General features: G+C 66.0%; 14 protein-coding genes. 5 read left to right on the top strand and 9 right to left on the bottom strand.

Translation table 11 applies throughout. The features are described from left to right. Positions 1-121: 121 nt before the first annotated feature. From rsmB to IEW24_RS22235, 6 genes are all read right to left on the bottom strand, one after another. Positions 122-1516 carry a 16S rRNA (cytosine(967)-C(5))-methyltransferase RsmB gene (gene rsmB, locus IEW24_RS22210; RefSeq protein ID WP_188582790.1) on the bottom strand — a complete coding sequence of 465 codons (1395 nt, stop codon included), beginning with the start codon at positions 1514-1516 and terminating at the stop codon, positions 122-124. Positions 1517-1623: 107 nt separating this feature from the next. After that, positions 1624-2679 (bottom strand): hypothetical protein, encoded by a 1056-nt coding sequence (locus tag IEW24_RS22215; RefSeq protein ID WP_188582792.1) that lies wholly within the window; start codon positions 2677-2679, stop codon positions 1624-1626. Continuing rightward, a complete protein-coding gene (locus IEW24_RS22220; RefSeq protein WP_188582794.1) occupies positions 2672-3070 on the bottom strand; it encodes a hypothetical protein in 399 nt (132 codons plus the stop codon). The genes IEW24_RS22215 and IEW24_RS22220 overlap by 8 nt, the downstream gene beginning before the upstream one ends. Positions 3071-3196: 126 nt before the next feature. Next, a complete protein-coding gene (htpX, locus tag IEW24_RS22225; protein ID WP_188582796.1) occupies positions 3197-4159 on the bottom strand; it encodes a zinc metalloprotease HtpX in 963 nt (320 codons plus the stop codon). A 98-nt stretch (positions 4160-4257) separates the two neighbouring features. Then, positions 4258-4974, bottom strand: a complete 717-nt coding sequence (locus IEW24_RS22230) for a hypothetical protein (protein WP_188582798.1) — start codon at positions 4972-4974, stop codon at positions 4258-4260. A gap of 25 nt (positions 4975-4999) precedes the next feature. Further along, a complete protein-coding gene (locus IEW24_RS22235; RefSeq protein ID WP_188582800.1) occupies positions 5000-6034 on the bottom strand; it encodes a GSCFA domain-containing protein in 1035 nt (344 codons plus the stop codon). Positions 6035-6266: 232 nt separating this feature from the next. Here IEW24_RS22235 and IEW24_RS22240 point away from each other — a divergent pair, with 232 nt between their 5' ends. From IEW24_RS22240 to IEW24_RS22260, 5 genes are all read left to right on the top strand, one after another. Further along, on the top strand, positions 6267-6827 hold the full coding sequence (locus IEW24_RS22240; protein WP_188582801.1) for a NifU family protein: 561 nt from the start codon (positions 6267-6269) through the stop codon (positions 6825-6827). 150 nt (positions 6828-6977) lie between these two features. Beyond that, the gene (gene tsaB / locus IEW24_RS22245) at positions 6978-7661 is read left to right on the top strand and encodes a tRNA (adenosine(37)-N6)-threonylcarbamoyltransferase complex dimerization subunit type 1 TsaB (protein ID WP_188582803.1); all 684 of its coding nucleotides are present in this window, start codon (positions 6978-6980) and stop codon (positions 7659-7661) included. A gap of 35 nt (positions 7662-7696) precedes the next feature. Then, positions 7697-8179 (top strand): GNAT family N-acetyltransferase, encoded by a 483-nt coding sequence (locus IEW24_RS22250; RefSeq protein ID WP_188582805.1) that lies wholly within the window; start codon positions 7697-7699, stop codon positions 8177-8179. 286 nt (positions 8180-8465) lie between these two features. Beyond that, positions 8466-10106, top strand: coding sequence for a dihydroxyacetone kinase subunit DhaK (locus IEW24_RS22255; RefSeq protein ID WP_188582807.1), 1641 nt, complete (start codon positions 8466-8468; stop codon positions 10104-10106). Between the two features lie 162 nt (positions 10107-10268). Then, entirely contained in the window at positions 10269-11240 is a 972-nt protein-coding gene (locus IEW24_RS22260; protein ID WP_188582809.1) for an ABC transporter substrate-binding protein, read from the top strand. Positions 11241-11304: 64 nt separating this feature from the next. Here the strand turns inward: IEW24_RS22260 and IEW24_RS22265 are convergent, their stop codons facing one another. From IEW24_RS22265 to rbfA, 3 genes are all read right to left on the bottom strand, one after another. Continuing rightward, positions 11305-12903 (bottom strand): ABC transporter substrate-binding protein, encoded by a 1599-nt coding sequence (locus tag IEW24_RS22265; protein ID WP_188582811.1) that lies wholly within the window; start codon positions 12901-12903, stop codon positions 11305-11307. A gap of 100 nt (positions 12904-13003) precedes the next feature. Beyond that, positions 13004-14125 (bottom strand): tRNA pseudouridine(55) synthase TruB, encoded by a 1122-nt coding sequence (gene truB, locus IEW24_RS22270; protein ID WP_188582813.1) that lies wholly within the window; start codon positions 14123-14125, stop codon positions 13004-13006. Further along, positions 14125-14562, bottom strand: a complete 438-nt coding sequence (gene rbfA / locus IEW24_RS22275) for a 30S ribosome-binding factor RbfA (protein ID WP_188582815.1) — start codon at positions 14560-14562, stop codon at positions 14125-14127. The genes truB and rbfA overlap by 1 nt, the downstream gene beginning before the upstream one ends. Positions 14563-14707: the final 145 nt, after the last annotated feature.

Genomic DNA, 14707 nt, shown 5'->3' on the forward strand with positions numbered 1-14707 from the left:
CGGCCACCAGCCGCGCCCGTACGGGGGCAGGCTGCTGCCTGGCCGAATCAGCCGGGCCGCGCGCGCCGTCCCCCATGTTCAAGAACCCGGGCAGGCGCGGCGGAGCGTTGGAAAACGATCGTCAGCGCTTGCTCAGGCGGGCGGCGAAGAAGCCGTCGAGGCCGGACCTTTCCGGTTCTCCGCGCACCCAATCACAGGGCAGAGTGCGCAAATCACCTTGAGGAGTGATGAACGCCGCGATGCCCGGCACGTCCTCGGCCGTGATTTTCACGCGGGTGACGTCGGTGCGCTCCTTGAGGACGCGGGCGATCTGGTCCTCGCCTTCCTCCGGCTCCAGCGAGCAGGTGGCATAGACGAGGGTGCCGCCGGATTTGAGCAGGTCCAGCGCATGGTCGATGAGCTTGGCCTGCAAGGCGGCCATGGTGCCGACGTCGCCGGGGCGCTTGGCCCAGGCGATGTCCGGATGACGGCGCAGCGTGCCGGTGGCCGAGCAGGGGGCGTCCAGCAGGATGGCGTCGAAGGGGCCGGCTGCGATGCTGGTGGCATCGCCCTCGCGCACGTCCGCCTTGAGTTTCAGGCGGTCGAGATTTTCCTTCAGCCGCACGAGGCGCTGGCCGGAACGGTCGATGGCGGTGACGTGCGCGCCCGCTGCGGCCAGCTGCGCGGTCTTGCCGCCGGGGGCGGCGCACATGTCGGCGACGGATTTTCCCGCCACGTCGCCCAGCAGGCGGGCGGGGATGGCGGCGGCGGCGTCCTGCACCCACCAGTCGCCATCGTCATAGCCGGGCAGCGCACGCACGGCGCCGGCCTGGAGCACGCGCACGGTGCCGGTGGGCAGCACCTCGCCGCCGAGCGCTTCCGCCCACTTTTCGGGATCGCCCTTCACGGTGAGGTCGAGGGCGGGCTCATGGGCGAGGATGGCGCACATGGCCTTCGCCTTCTCCGCGCCATAGGCCTTGGTCCAGCGCTGACGCAGCCATTCCGGTGTGTCGAGGTTCAGGGCTTCTGCGGCGGCAAGGCGCTCCTTGCCCTCGCGGGTGAGGCGGCGCAGCACGGCATTGATGAGGCCGGCAAAGCCGCCGGTGGTGATGTCGCCGCGGGCGATATCCACGGACAGGCCTACCGCTGCATGGTCGGGCACGTCCATGAACAGGATCTGCGCCGCGCCCACGAGCAGCACGGTTTCCACCTTGGGGGCGGACTTCGGCGCGCCCTTGTCCAGCATGCCGGCGATCACCGCGCGGATGGTGCCGAGGCGGCGCAGGGCGGTTGCGACGATGCGGAAGGCGAGCGCGCGGTCGCGGGGCTCAAGGCCCTGGTCATTGATGAAGGCGTCTTCCAGCGAGGCATTGCCGCGCAGGATGCGGTCGAGCGCATCGGCCGCGAGCAGCCGGGCCGGCAGGCCGGCGGACTGGGCGGGCCGCTGCGGCGGGCGCGGGCCACGGGGGCCGGGCCCGCCACCGGAGCCGCTGCGGGAGGGGCCATGGGGGCGATTGGGTCGCGAAGGTGCTTTCATCCCGTGCACCTAAGGGGATGGAGGCGGGGAAGCAAGGGCAGAGGTATCCGCCGCCTCAGATTTTATCTGGCATGCGAATACCTTGTCCCCCCAAGTGAGCCAAACGCTCACAAAGGTGCGGACCTAGCCAGCTCTCCCTCAAAATTAACTCTGCCTTCAAGCGTAAAATTATTCAAAGCTTCAATTCTTCTATAAAAACTGAGTATTTTTTTTATAAATATGACATGATCATCTTTTGTTTCTTTAAGAAGTCCGGAATAATGCTCAATTTTCAATATTGAAGCAAGTTCTTTTGTCTTGATAAGTGCATCATCCTTGTTCTTTTCAGATGAAAATTTCTTTCCTTTTATATCTGTTAGTAGTTCGTCCGATTGTAATATTTTATATATAAAATGATAGTGCCTCTTTGCATCTTCTCGATTTTGTTCGATAGCGGATATAGACGCGCGCAGTGCGTCAAAAACACTTTTCCGACCCTCAATCTCAATGTGGCCCAGTGAGTGATATTCAACGCCGGAAATGCGTAGGGGTCTAATTGCCTGCGCTTTGGATGTTATATTGTTGTAGAATCCTTTATAGCTTCCGCCGCTATCTAGATTTGGTTTTGTAATTGCATTGGATATTTCTTCTCGCTCCTCTTCTCCCAGCTCATCTGTATTAAGGTCGTGTAGGATGGAGAGGAATGAATAGGAATCTCCAATGCGATTATAAAGCTTCGAGAAGTCGCTGGCGTCCCAACGGCCGTCAATGCCAAAGCGCGTACGGGCAGATGGGCCAACATTGGTAGCCCATTCTTCAGTGTGATCTTCTTCGAAGAACCCTCTTTCGGGATAAAATGAATCGTTTTGGATGTCGCTCCCAGATGCTGATCTGATTTCAACGGTTCCATCGTTGCTCATTTTTGACCAATTAAAGGTATAATACTTCCTTCCGACAGACAGTTTAAATAGAAAATATAAATCTATTTTTCCATTCTTGTAAGCTCGAAAAGATCTGTCAATTACCTCAACGCAAAAGAATTTATTTTCGTGACCGGAATTCTCTCCGACGGCGATTGCTAAGAGTCTGAGCTTATTGTCTGTCTCAAATAGTGCTAATTGGGGTTCGTCGTAAAATGCGAGAATCTGCACTAACTTCGCTGATTTGCATGGCTTCCTAAGCATTTTGTGACCTCCTGATAACGTTGGTCACAGCGCGATTCGGGTCGAACTTGGTAGAAAGCCAGACATCCATATGCCCGTTTTTAGCATTCTCGTTGCAAAGACCGGCCGTATGATCAAGTTCAACGTAGGCAATGAATGGTTTGTTCTTTATGCTTGGTAGCTTTCCGATTTTTTCAACTCGAAAAAATGAGCAGGATGCCCAGCGGCAAGGGCAAACTCCGGGTGGGACGGGCTTCCCAAGCGCGGCGTGGGAGACAAAATCGTCAAATACTGGAACTTCCCGTTCCACAAAACGAAGCAGCACACTCTTTGAGACGATCTCTGCCGTCACAGGCGGACAGCCGTCTGGCAAGACTTCGTGGAACTCCACCCCACCATCGCGTTCAATCATATAACGCCCCTCCCCACGCAGGGCTTTAGCAGAGAGGCGATGCATTGCCAAATAGAGGATTAAGGGAGGAAGTAGCTTACAAAAACTGGAATTTTAGTACTGAGGTCCCTCTTTGCGGAATACCTCTCACCCCCAAGGCCCCCGCCGCGCACCGCCGCCCGCATTCCCCCAGGGACCACCCGGCGGCGTCCCCGCACCACGGGCCGGTTGCACGGTCGGCTGGCGGTAGCCGCCGCCTCCGCCCATCCCGCGCGCCAGTTCCTGCAGGGCGGCGATGCGGTTTTCGGTGTTGGGGTGGGTGGAGAAGAGGTTGTCCATCCGCGCGCCCGACAGCGGGTTGATGATGAACATGTGTGCGGTGGCGGGGTTCGCTTCCGCCTCATAGTTCGGCACCTGATGGGCGCCGCCCGCGATCTTGGCCAAAGCCGAGGCCAGGGCCAGCGGCTGGCCGCAGATCTCCGCGCCGGTGCGGTCGGCCACATATTCGCGCGAGCGGGAAATGGCCATCTGCACCACCATGGCCGCCATGGGCGCGAGGATCGCCATCAGGATGGTGGAGACGAGGCCGAACGGATTGTTGTTCTCGCGATTGCCGCCGCCGAAGAACATGCCGAAGTTCGCCAGCATGGAGATGGCGCCGGCGATGGTGGCGGTCAGCGTCATGGTCAGCGTGTCGTGATGCTTCACATGCGCCAGCTCGTGCGCCATCACACCCGCCACTTCGTCGCGGTTCAGCATCTGCAGCAGGCCGGTGGTCGCGGCCACGGCGGCGTTCTGCGGGTTGCGGCCGGTGGCGAACGCATTCGGCTGCGGATTGTCGATGATGTAGACCTTGGGCATGGGCAGGTTGGCGCGCTGGGCCAGCTGCGCGACCATGCCCACCAGCTCCGGTGCGGTGGACATGTCCACGGCGCGCGCGCCGTACATGCGCAGCACCATCTTGTCCGAGAACCAGTAGCTGAAAATGTTCGTGCCGGCGGCAATCAGGAAGGCGATCATCATGCCGCCTTTGCCGCCCATGGCGAAGCCGAGCACCATGAAAAGCGCGGTCAGCCCCGCCAGCAGGATGGCCGTGCGCATGTAGTTCATCGAAACCGTCTCCTTTCCGTCTCGCCCATGCGTGGGCGTTCCGTCGGCAGAAAACGTGGGCACGGCCTTTTGTTCCCGCAAGGGCAGGCGGGCGCGGATCAGGTGGCGCGGGCGGCGGCGAACAGGTCGTCCAGCAGGCGACCGGCGAAGGCCGGGCTGCCGTGGACGGCATCGTCCGGCGCGGCGAATTCGGGCCGCAGCCGGCCATCCGGGTCGAGCGACCATGAGCGATGGTCGATCACCTGCGTGCCGGTGGCGGCGATCTCCTCCCGCGCCAGATCCTCGAAGGCGAGAAACACCTCAGGGCAGGTTTCAGTGGGGGGCGGCGCGAAGCGGCGCGGCGGCAAGGCCGAGATCACGGTCAGCCCGAGGCTGGCGAGATGGCGATGGAAGGCAAGCGCCCCCGCCATTTGCGCCCGCAGGGTGGCGCGCACGGTGGCGGTACTGAGGAAGCGGCCGGGGGCATGGGGAGACAGGCTGAAGTCTCCCCACACCTCGCGACGGGTGAGATAATGCAAGTTCATGCCGAACAGGCAGAGCACCGGCAGGGCGATCTCGGACAGGCGTCGCGCCTCGGTGGTCGCCAGCACACCGCGATAGGTGGCCTCGATCTTCGGATCGTGAAAGCGCACGTCGCCGTCGCCCGCCGCGTAGAAATCCGCTGCATTGAGCTGGCGACCGCTGGCGATGAAGCCGCCGGCCAGCGGCTGGCCCCGCTCAGCGGCGACTTGGGCGAGGATGCGCCCGTGGGAATCGCCCAGCAGGAAGAGGGCGGCGGACGTCACGGGTGCGGACGCGATGGGGGGCGCTCTCATGGGGGCGTTCTCATGCGGGACGTGCTCATGGCGCTGGCGCGAACTGTTCCACCGCCGCCTCGTCGCACTCGGGATCGGCCGGGCCGGGCGCGGCCGGCGCTTGCGGCGCGGCCGCCGCGCTGCCCAGCGCGCCGAAGAAGGTATTCATCACCACCTCCACGCCAAAGGCGCTGACATCCCGCAGATTGGGGGCGAAGAACATGGCGCGGAAGGGTGGGCTGGTGATGAGTTCGAAGGAGGGGAAATAATCGCAGTCCGGCCGCCGGGCCATCTCGCCCGCCGCCGCCCGCAGGATGGCCTTGCAGCCGCCGGTGGCCACCAGCACATGCCGGCCGGAGGCGGTGGCGATCAGCGGTCCCGGCGCCACCGTGAGCAGGACCTTCACGCCGGGGCGGATGTGGGCCAGAAGATCCAGCGCCGCCGAGACATCGGCCAGCACGTCGCCCAGCGTGTGCTCGTGAAAGGCGTGGCGCGCGGGATCGAAGGCATCGGCGCACACGCCGGGGGCGACGGGATATTCCAGCCCGCTCGCCTTGTCCCGCCAGGCCTCGTTGAGGCCGAGGGTGAAGACGAACAGATCGGTTTCGCCCAGCGCCTGCGCCAGGCTGGCGAGAGCGGTGCGGCGGGAGGCTTCCGCCTCGGCGCGGCTGGCAAAGCCGTCGGGCTCGATGCCGGGCCGGAAGGGATCGTGGGTGCGCCCGTCCCGGCTCCAGAACGTATCGGGTACCGGTGCGGCCCCGCTGGCCCACCGCAGCCACTGCAACAGCTGGCGGGGGGTATAGATGTTGCCCGTGCGGGCCGAGAACAGGTCATAGCCGAGGCGCCGCCGCTCGGCCTCCGGCAAGGGCGTGGGGGCAGGCTCAGCATCGACGAAACTGAAGCCCCGCGCCCGCAGCACCCTTCCGAAATGCCGGGCGAAGCAGGAGCCGAAGGCGGCAATTCGGGTCTCCGGGCCGATGGGCCACTTCGGCTGCCACAAGGGGCCGATCTCCAGCGGCGCCCGGCTGGTGACCGCCGTGCGCCAGAAGGCTTCGCCGGGAAGGGCCTCGTAAGGGTTCACGCATGCCTCGCGCAACGCACGTTTTCGGGGCGCGAAGAGTGTGGAGCCTGCTCCCGCAAAGTCAAGGTGTAGGTCGGCTGCCCGTGCGCGGCGCGCATGCTCCGGAAAGCGCGATGGCGCCAAACGGCCGTTGGGGGGCACCGGGCCTTTTCGCAGGGCCTCCGGATGCTTATGTTGCGCGAGACAAGCGCCCCCCGGCGGTGCGCCCAGCAATCGCTCAAGGACCAGAGCCATGTTCATCCAGACCGAGGCCACGCCGAACCCGGCGACCCTCAAGTTCCTGCCCGGCCGCAATGTGCTGGGCGACGGCACGCTCGAGGCCCGCAGCCTCGAGGAAGCCGGCCGCTCCCCGCTCGCCCAGCGCCTGTTCGAGGTGAAGGGCGTGGGTGGCGTGTTCCTGGGCTCCGATTTCGTCACCGTCACCAAGACGGATGGCGAATGGGCGCACATGAAGCCCGCCATCCTCGGCGCCATCATGGAGCACTTCATGTCCGGCGCGCCGGTGCTGGCGGACGGCGTGGAAGCCTCCCATGCGGATGACGAGGAGTTCTTCGATGCCGCCGATGGCGAGATCGTCGACACCATCAAGGAACTGATCGAGACCCGCGTGCGCCCGGCGGTGGCGGCGGATGGCGGCGACATCACCTTCCGGGGGTTCCAGGAGGGCGTGGTCTATCTCAACATGAAGGGCTCGTGCTCGGGCTGCCCGTCCTCCACGGCGACGCTGAAGAACGGCATCGAGAACCTGCTGCGCCACTTCGTGCCCGAAGTGCAGGAAGTGCGCCCGGTCTGATAACCCGGCCCCCGAGGACGGACGAGGCGGGGCCGAACCCCGCCTGATCCGGCTCTAAGCTCCACATTTTCCGGGGGTTTCCCCTCTCTCCCCTTCCGTCAGAGCCGGTTTCGGTTGATCGTGGGTGCGGGGAACTGGCACTCACGATCCATGTATGTCCTTGCCATAGATACTGCGCTCGCGGCCTGCTCGGTGGCGGTGCTCGACGTCGAAGCCGATGCCATCATCGCCGGCGACAGCCTGCTCATGGAGCGCGGCCATGCCGAGGCCCTCATCCCCATCGTCGAGCAGGTGATGCGCGATGCGGGCCTTGAGGTCCGCCAGCTGTGGCGCGTGGCGGTGACGGTCGGCCCCGGCAGCTTCACCGGCCTGCGCGTGGGGCTCTCCGCCGCACGCGGCTTCGCGCTGGTGGCGGGCAAGCCGGCGGTGGGGGTCACGACCCTCTCGGCGCTGGCAGCGCCCTATCTGGCGCTGGACGACACCTTGCCCGTGGTGTCAGCCATCGATGCCCGGCACGGCCATGTCTATCTGCAGATGTTCGGCGCCGGCGGGCGCACCCTGATCGCGCCCCGCGTGGCGGCGGTGAAGGATGCGGCGCGTGCGGTGGCCATCGGACCGGTGCGGCTGGTCGGGTCCGGCGCCGCGCTGGTGGCGGAGGCGTGGCCGCCCAAGGAAACCCTGCCCACGCTGGTCGAGGACATGGCGGCTCCGGATGTGGCCTGGGTGGCGCGTCTCGGCTCCGTGGCCGATCCGGCGCGTTCGGAGGCAAAACCCCTCTATCTGCGCCCGCCGGACGCCAAGCCGCAGACCGCCGCGCGCATCGCCCGGCGGTGACTGTCGCCCCGCCTTTTCGCCCTTGAACGCCGGCCATGAGCACCTTCTCCCGCTTCTTCTCGTCCCCTGAGCCGGATATCCGCGACGCGGTGACGGCGGATGCGCCGGAGCTTGCCCGGCTGCACGCCACCGCCTTCCATCGTGGCTGGTCGGCCTCCGAGTTCGAGCGCCTGCTGGCCGAGCGCACGGGCGTCGGCCATGTGATGCGGGCGGGTCCACGCGGAAAACTGCTGGGCTTCGTGCTCTCGCACGCGGTGCCGCCGGAATCGGAAATCCTCTCCATCGTCACCGAGGCGGCGAGCCGGGGGCAGGGGCTGGCGCGGCGGCTGCTCACCCATCATCTCGGCCGCCTCGCCGCGCAGGGGGTGACGGCCTCCTTCCTTGAGGTGGAGGCGGGCAATGATCCGGCCATCGCCCTCTATCGCCGGGCCGGCTATGCGGAGGCCGGTCGCCGCAAGGGCTATTATGAAGGCCCCAGCGGGCGCACCGACGCGCTTGTGATGCGGCGGGATTTCTGACGGCCGATCCTTCTTCATGCTGCGTTCATGCTGCGCAATATTGCGGTGCAGCATTTGTGGTGGCTTGTGCCGGCGGTGCGTTGGGGCTTAACTCCCAAGCGTTTGTTACATTTGTGTTTTCCTTTACCGCCACACTCCGGACGTCCGGTCCCTTCAATGCCAGCGCAGGAGCCCGTGAAAACGGTCTCCCGAAATCATGGAGACGGATTCACCGATCAGGTTGAACAACCTGATCGGATCCGGCTCCGGCGCGGCGCCGGTGCGCCCCACCCAAGGAACACGCCCCATGAAGCATTTCCTCAACCGCCGGGACAGCATCGTCACCGAGGCGCTGGACGGCCTGTTGCGTACCTCCCCGCCCGGCAAGCTGGCGCGGCTCGATGCCTATCCGGGCATCAAGGTCGTGGTCCGTGCCGACTGGGACAAGGCGAAGGTCGCCGTCATCTCCGGCGGCGGCGCCGGCCATGAGCCCTCCCACGCCGGTTTCGTCGGCAAGGGCATGCTCACCGCCGCCGTGTCGGGCGAGATCTTCGCCTCGCCGAGCGTGGAAGCGGTGCTGACGGCCATCCGCGCCGTCACCGGCGCCAAGGGCTGCCTGCTGGTGGTGAAGAATTACACCGGCGATCGACTGAACTTCGGCCTCGCCGCCGAGAAGGCGCGGGCGGAAGGGTTCGAGGTGGAGATGGTGATCGTCGGCGACGACATCGCACTGCCCGACATCGCCCAGCCGCGCGGTGTGGCCGGCACGCTGTTCGTGCACAAGATCGCCGGCCACCATGCGGAAGCGGGCGAGACACTGGCGGAAGTGACGCTGGCGGCGAAGGCGGCGGCGGCGCGCATCGTCTCGCTGGGCGTGTCGCTCTCCACCTGCTCCATCCCCGGCCAACCCCATGAGGCGCGCCTCGGCGAGGAGGAAGGCGAACTCGGCCTCGGCATTCATGGCGAGCCGGGGGCGGAGCGCATCAGCCTGCAGCCGGCCTCCGACATCGTCGGACTGCTGGTGGAGCGCCTCCTGCCGCACCTCACTCCCGGCAAGCCGCAGGCTCTGCTCATCAACAATCTGGGCGCCGTGCCGCCGCTGGAAATGAGCCTGATCGCGGAAGCCGTGCTCACCTCGAAGCTCGCCGCCGACGTGAAGCTGGTCATCGGCCCGCGCGCACTGATGACGGCGCTGAACATGAACGGCTTTTCGCTCTCGCTGGTGGAGCTGGACCCGGCGCGCGAGGAAGCCCTGCGCTCAAGCGTGGAGCCCGCCTCGTGGGTGGCCCCGGTGGAGACCCACGACATCGTCCTCCTGCCCGCGCCCCATGCGGCGGGTGAGGCGGCGGCCCCTGCTGCCAGTGCCGATGCGGCGGCGGAAGCGCTCCTGAGGGCCGTGTGTACGCACCTGATCGCGCAGGAGGCCGAGCTGAACCGGCTCGATGCCCGCATCGGCGATGGCGACACCGGCTCCACTTTCGCCACCGCCGCCCGCTCGGTGGAGGCGAAGATCGCCGCGCTGCCGCTGGCCGATGCGGCGACCACCTGCGGCGTCATCGGCCACACGCTCGGCACCAACATGGGCGGGTCGAGCGGCGTGCTCATGTCCATCTTCTTCACCGCCGCCGCCAAATCCCTGGAGGACAAGGCGGACCTGCCCGCCGCTCTGCTGGCCGGTCTGGAGCGCATGACCTTCTATGGCGGCGCGCAGCCCGGCGACCGCACCATGGTGGATGCGCTCGATCCGGCGCTGAAGGCGCTGGCCGCCGAGGGCATCGCGGCGGCTGCGGTTGCGGCGCGGGCGGGGGCGGACGCCACCGCCACCATGCGCCGCGCCAAGGCGGGACGCGCGGCCTATCTCTCCGAGCAGAATCTCGACGGCGTGCTCGATCCCGGCGCAGTGGCGGTGGCCGGCGTGTTCGAGGTAGTGGCGAAGCTGAAGGGGTGAGTATTCCGGGGAGCGTCCGGTTCTGTCCGGACGCTCCTCCTCTGTGCCAAGCTTTGGCGTGGCTTTTATCGCGGTGCGCAGGCTGGCCGTGCTAGCATCGGATCCTGCACTGTACCCGCATTCGTCCCGCAATGACGCGGCCCAGACGGCAAGGATGCCGCCATGTCCTCTCTCCTGCGCCTCGATTTCATTCTCAACACCTTCTATTCCGGCCCGCAGGCGTGGTTCTTCCTCGCCGATGACCGGGGCTATTTCCGCGACGAGGGGCTGGAGGTCTGCTTCACCGAGGGCGATACGCTGGCCAATGCGGTGCCGCGCATCGCCAGCGGAGCCTTCGATGCCGGTTATGGCGACATGAATGCGCTGGTGGAGTTCGCGGCCGCGCAGCCCGCCGAGGCGCCGGTGGCGGTCTATGCGATGCATAATCGCTCGCCCTACACCATCGCCGTTCCGGCCACCGGGCCGGTGCGCACGCCGCAGGATCTGGTGGGGCGGCTGCTGGCGACCCATCCAGGCGATGCGGCATGGCGCATGTTCCCGGAATTCGCCCATGCCAACGGCTTCGATCATGCAAGCGTGCTGGTGGAGGCGTCCGACCTGCCCCACAAGGACATCGTGCCGCTCATGCTGGAAGGGCAGTGGGACGGGCTGTTCGGCTTCGTGAACACCATCAACGCCCAGACGCTGGAAGCCGGGCTCGATCCGGCCGCCGTGCTGCGGCATCTGCCCTGGCAGGAGCATGTGCCGAGCTTTTATGGCGCGGCGGTCATGGTGTCCCAGCATCTGCGGCAGCAGCATCCGGAGGCGGTGCGGGGCCTTGTGCGGGCGATCAACCGGGGACTGGCGGACGTGGTGGCGGACATCGATGCTGCGACCGATGCGGTGGTCCGGCGCAATCCGGCGATCGACCGCGCCGCCAACCGCGCCCGTCTCGCCGGCACGCTGGCGCTGGAGATGGCCCATCCGGAAAGTGCCGGGCCGGGCATGGGAGCGGCGGATGCGGGCCGGCTGAAGGAGGCCATCGCCATCATCGCGGCGGCAAAGGGATTGGCGCAGCCGCCGACCGTGGACCAGATCTTCGATGCGGGCTTCCTGCCGCCGGAAGGTGAGCGCATCCGTACGCTGGCGGGCTGACGGGGCCAATAAAAAAGGGCGGCGCCTCCCGGCACCGCCCTCTGTCGATCAGACCGTCAGAGGCTCACTGAAGCCCGATGGTCGTCAGGTCCTGGAACCAGTGCTGGGCCTGGATGAAGCTCTTCACCTTCGGGTTCAGGGCATGGGGGTTGGTGTCATGCACCACCCACACAAGGGCGGCGTCGTCCACCACCAGCTCATGCACCTGCGCCATCAGCTCGTCCTGCTTCTTCGGGTCGAAGGTCTTCTTCGCCTCGTCGATCAGGGCATCCACCTTCGGGTTGGCATAGGAGCCCCAGTTCACGCCCACGGGCGCCACCTGACGGCTATCGAAGAAGCGGATCAGCGCATAGAGCGGGTCCGAGGTCACATAGGCGATGTTGTTGGACGAGATCCCCTTGTTGATGGGATCCTTCGCGCCCTTGCGCCAATGGGTGTAGAGCGTCTCCAGCTCCACCACCTTGAACTCCACGTCGATGCCCACATCCTTCAGGTTCTGCTGGATGTACTCATTCATGGGCAGGGACAGCATCTGGCCGGTGCCGCCCTGCGCGATGATGAAGGTGGTCTTCAGCGGCTTCTCCACCGAGTAGCCGGCTTCCTTCACCAGCTTCTTGGCGGCTTCCGGATCATACTTCACATCAAAGGTCGGCTTGCCGAACCACGGGCTGGTGGCGTCCACCTGGCCCTTGGCGGGCATGGCGAGGCCGTTCATGAGCGCGACGATGCCCTCGCGGTCGATGGCCAGATTGAGCGCCTTGCGCAGGCGCACGTCGGTCCAGGGCGAATCCGGCAGCTTGGAGAGGTCGTAGTTCCACACGTGAGGCGTCACGTTGGTCACGATCTTCATGCCGGCGGCCTTGAGCTGCGGCACGGCGTCGGGAGCCGGGGTCTCGATCACGTCCACCTGCCCGGCCAGCAGCGCATTGGTGCGCGTGAGGGCTTCCGGCATGGGGATGAGAACGATGCGGTCGGCCTTGGGGATGCGGTTCTTGTCCCAATAGGCCTCGTTCTTCACCAGATCCGCGCGCTCGCGCGGCACCAGCTTGTCCAGCTTGAAGGGGCCGGTGCCGGAGGGGGCGGAGGCGAACTTGTCCCAGTCCTTGCCCACCTTTTCATACTGGGCCGGCGAGGAGACCAGGAACCACAGCAGCTGATAGGGGAAGAAGCTGTCCACGTCCTTGGTGGTGATGGACATGGTGTAATCGTCGATCTTCTTCCAGCTCGCCACCGAGGGCAGGCGGGTGCGGACCTGGGCGGCCTGCCGCTGGTCGAACTGCGGGGCCTTGTCGTTGAGCACCTTGTCGAGGTTCCACACCACGGCATCGGCCGTGAAGTCGGAGCCGTCGTGGAACTTCACGCCCTTGCGCAGCGTGAAGATCCAGACCTTCGGATCGGCAGGGTCCACCTTCCATTCGGTGGCGAGGCCGGGCACCAGCTTGCCGGGCCGGTCGCCCACATTCATCTCCCACGCGACGAGCGGGTCATAGATGGTGTGGCCGGTGAATTGATAGGCACCCGCGCCGCGATCTGGCTGTCCCGTGGTCAGAGGAATGTCTGCCATGGAAATGCCGTAGCGCACGACGCTCTCGGCCTTGGCCGCCACACCGGCGAGCGCAACGCCCGCGAGAACAGTGGCAATACGTAATAGACGGCGCGTCATCCGACGGCTTCCCTTTCAAACGGCAGAACTCCCCCGCCGTAAAGGAAAGCAAGAGGCATGCCGGATGCGGCATGCCTCTCCCGTCATTGTAAGCCGATGATCAGTCCTGATCTTCGTAATAAGGCGCGTGGACCTCTTCGCGGGGCTCGGGCTCGCGCGGACGGGTGTCGCGCGAGGCGGGGCCGCGGGGGCGGTCGGGTCGGTTCTGCCGCGCCCAGTTGAACACGCGATGCGGCAGCACCTCGCCGCCATGGGCATCGCCGATGGCGATCAGCGTGTCCTGGCAGGAGATGGCCACATGCCCGTCCAGCACCGGCGCATCGCGGCCGCGCAGGATGATGCTCTGGCCGCAGCGCAGGCGATGGGCATCGGACGGCGTCACGTTGAGCTGCGGGATTTCCTCCAGCGCCGAACCCACCGGGTCGAGTGCCTCCTTGAGGTCGGCCTCGCTGGCTTCCGCGCGCGCCTTCAGCTCATCGAGCGGCACCAGATCCTCTTCGAGGAAGGGACCGACGCAGGCGCGGCGCAGCATGGAGACATGGCCGCGCGTGCCGAGCAGGCGGCCGAGGTCGCGGGCGATGGCGCGCACATAGGTGCCCTTGCCGCACTCGGCCTCCAGCACCGCCGTATCGATGTCGGGGCGCTCCACCAGCTCAAGGCGGTGGATGGTGATGGGGCGCGCCTCCAGCACCACTTCCGCGCCGCCACGGGCGAGGTCATAGGCGCGCTCTCCGGCGATCTTCAGCGCCGAATAGGCCGGGGGCACCTGCATGATCTCGCCGTGGAAGCCGGCCAGCGCCGCGACGATGTCCGCGTCGGAGGGACGATGGTCGCTCTCCGCGACGCTCTTGCCCTCGCTGTCGTCGGTGTCGGTCTCGACGCCGAAGGTGACGGCGAAGCGATAGGTCTTCTGGCCGTCCATGATGTAGGGGACGGTCTTGGTGGCCTCGCCCAGCGCGATGGGCAGGCAGCCGGAGGCCAGCGGATCGAGCGTGCCCGCATGGCCCGCCTTCTTGGCGGAGAACAGGCGCTTCACAACGGCCACCGCCTGGGTGGAGGTCATGCCGCTCGGCTTGTCGAGGAGCACCCAGCCGTCGATGTCGCGCTTGGGCGCGCGGGGGGCCTGGTCACGCTGCTGCTGGCGCTGGCCGCGGCCGCGCGGGGCGCGGGCGGTCTCTTCCGGCACCGGCGCATCCTCGGGCTGGGGGAAAGGCGCGTTCATCAGTCTTCGTCCTTGTTGTCCGGGGCGCCGGTCTCGGCTTCGGTGTCTTCGAGATCGCGGGCGACGTCGGGGCGGCGCAGCAGTTCGTCGATGCGCGCGCCTTCATCGAAGGAGGTGTCCTTCAGGAAGCGCAGCGAAGGCACCGACTTCAGCTCGACGCGGCGGCCCACTTCCGTGCGCAGCATCTTCTGGTTGGCGGCGAGCGCCTTGAGCACCGGCGTCACGTCCTTGCCGCCGAGCGGCATGACGAAACAGGTGGCGATCTTCAGGTCCGGGGACATGCGCACTTCCGGCACCGTGATGAGGATGCCGGACAGCTTGGGGTCGATATGGTCGCCGCGCGCGAGCACGTCGGCGAGGGCATGGCGCACCAGTTCGCCCACGCGCAGCATGCGCTGGCTCGGGCCGGAGGAGCCCGAACGGTCTTGGTTCTTCATGGGTCCAACCTTCAACGGCCCGGCGCTTGCGGCAGGGGCCAGTCACAATGCGAAGCGGGGCGGATTTGGACCGCCCAGTTCCGGGTGATGCGGAGCCGCGCGCGCGGCTTTCCCCGAAGGATAAGCAGCTCACGACGGCAGAACT

This window comes from Azorhizobium oxalatiphilum, assembly GCF_014635325.1.
GTDB lineage: Bacteria > Pseudomonadota > Alphaproteobacteria > Rhizobiales > Xanthobacteraceae > Azorhizobium > Azorhizobium oxalatiphilum.

What these genes read in the sequence shown, in the direction of transcription:
- IEW24_RS22240 (WP_188582801.1), top strand. Translation starts at nt 6,267, where the DNA reads ATGTTCATCCAGACCGAGGCCACGCCGAACCCGGCGACCCTCAAGTTC.
- tsaB (WP_188582803.1), top strand. Translation starts at nt 6,978, where the DNA reads ATGTATGTCCTTGCCATAGATACTGCGCTCGCGGCCTGCTCGGTGGCG.
- IEW24_RS22230 (WP_188582798.1), bottom strand. Translation starts at nt 4,974, where the DNA reads ATGAGAGCGCCCCCCATCGCGTCCGCACCCGTGACGTCCGCCGCCCTC.
- IEW24_RS22215 (WP_188582792.1), bottom strand. Translation starts at nt 2,679, where the DNA reads ATGCTTAGGAAGCCATGCAAATCAGCGAAGTTAGTGCAGATTCTCGCA.
- htpX (WP_188582796.1), bottom strand. Translation starts at nt 4,159, where the DNA reads ATGAACTACATGCGCACGGCCATCCTGCTGGCGGGGCTGACCGCGCTT.
- rsmB (WP_188582790.1), bottom strand. Translation starts at nt 1,516, where the DNA reads ATGAAAGCACCTTCGCGACCCAATCGCCCCCATGGCCCCTCCCGCAGC.
- truB (WP_188582813.1), bottom strand. Translation starts at nt 14,125, where the DNA reads ATGAACGCGCCTTTCCCCCAGCCCGAGGATGCGCCGGTGCCGGAAGAG.
- IEW24_RS22265 (WP_188582811.1), bottom strand. Translation starts at nt 12,903, where the DNA reads ATGACGCGCCGTCTATTACGTATTGCCACTGTTCTCGCGGGCGTTGCG.
- IEW24_RS22260 (WP_188582809.1), top strand. Translation starts at nt 10,269, where the DNA reads ATGTCCTCTCTCCTGCGCCTCGATTTCATTCTCAACACCTTCTATTCC.
- IEW24_RS22220 (WP_188582794.1), bottom strand. Translation starts at nt 3,070, where the DNA reads ATGATTGAACGCGATGGTGGGGTGGAGTTCCACGAAGTCTTGCCAGAC.
- IEW24_RS22255 (WP_188582807.1), top strand. Translation starts at nt 8,466, where the DNA reads ATGAAGCATTTCCTCAACCGCCGGGACAGCATCGTCACCGAGGCGCTG.
- IEW24_RS22250 (WP_188582805.1), top strand. Translation starts at nt 7,697, where the DNA reads ATGAGCACCTTCTCCCGCTTCTTCTCGTCCCCTGAGCCGGATATCCGC.
- rbfA (WP_188582815.1), bottom strand. Translation starts at nt 14,562, where the DNA reads ATGAAGAACCAAGACCGTTCGGGCTCCTCCGGCCCGAGCCAGCGCATG.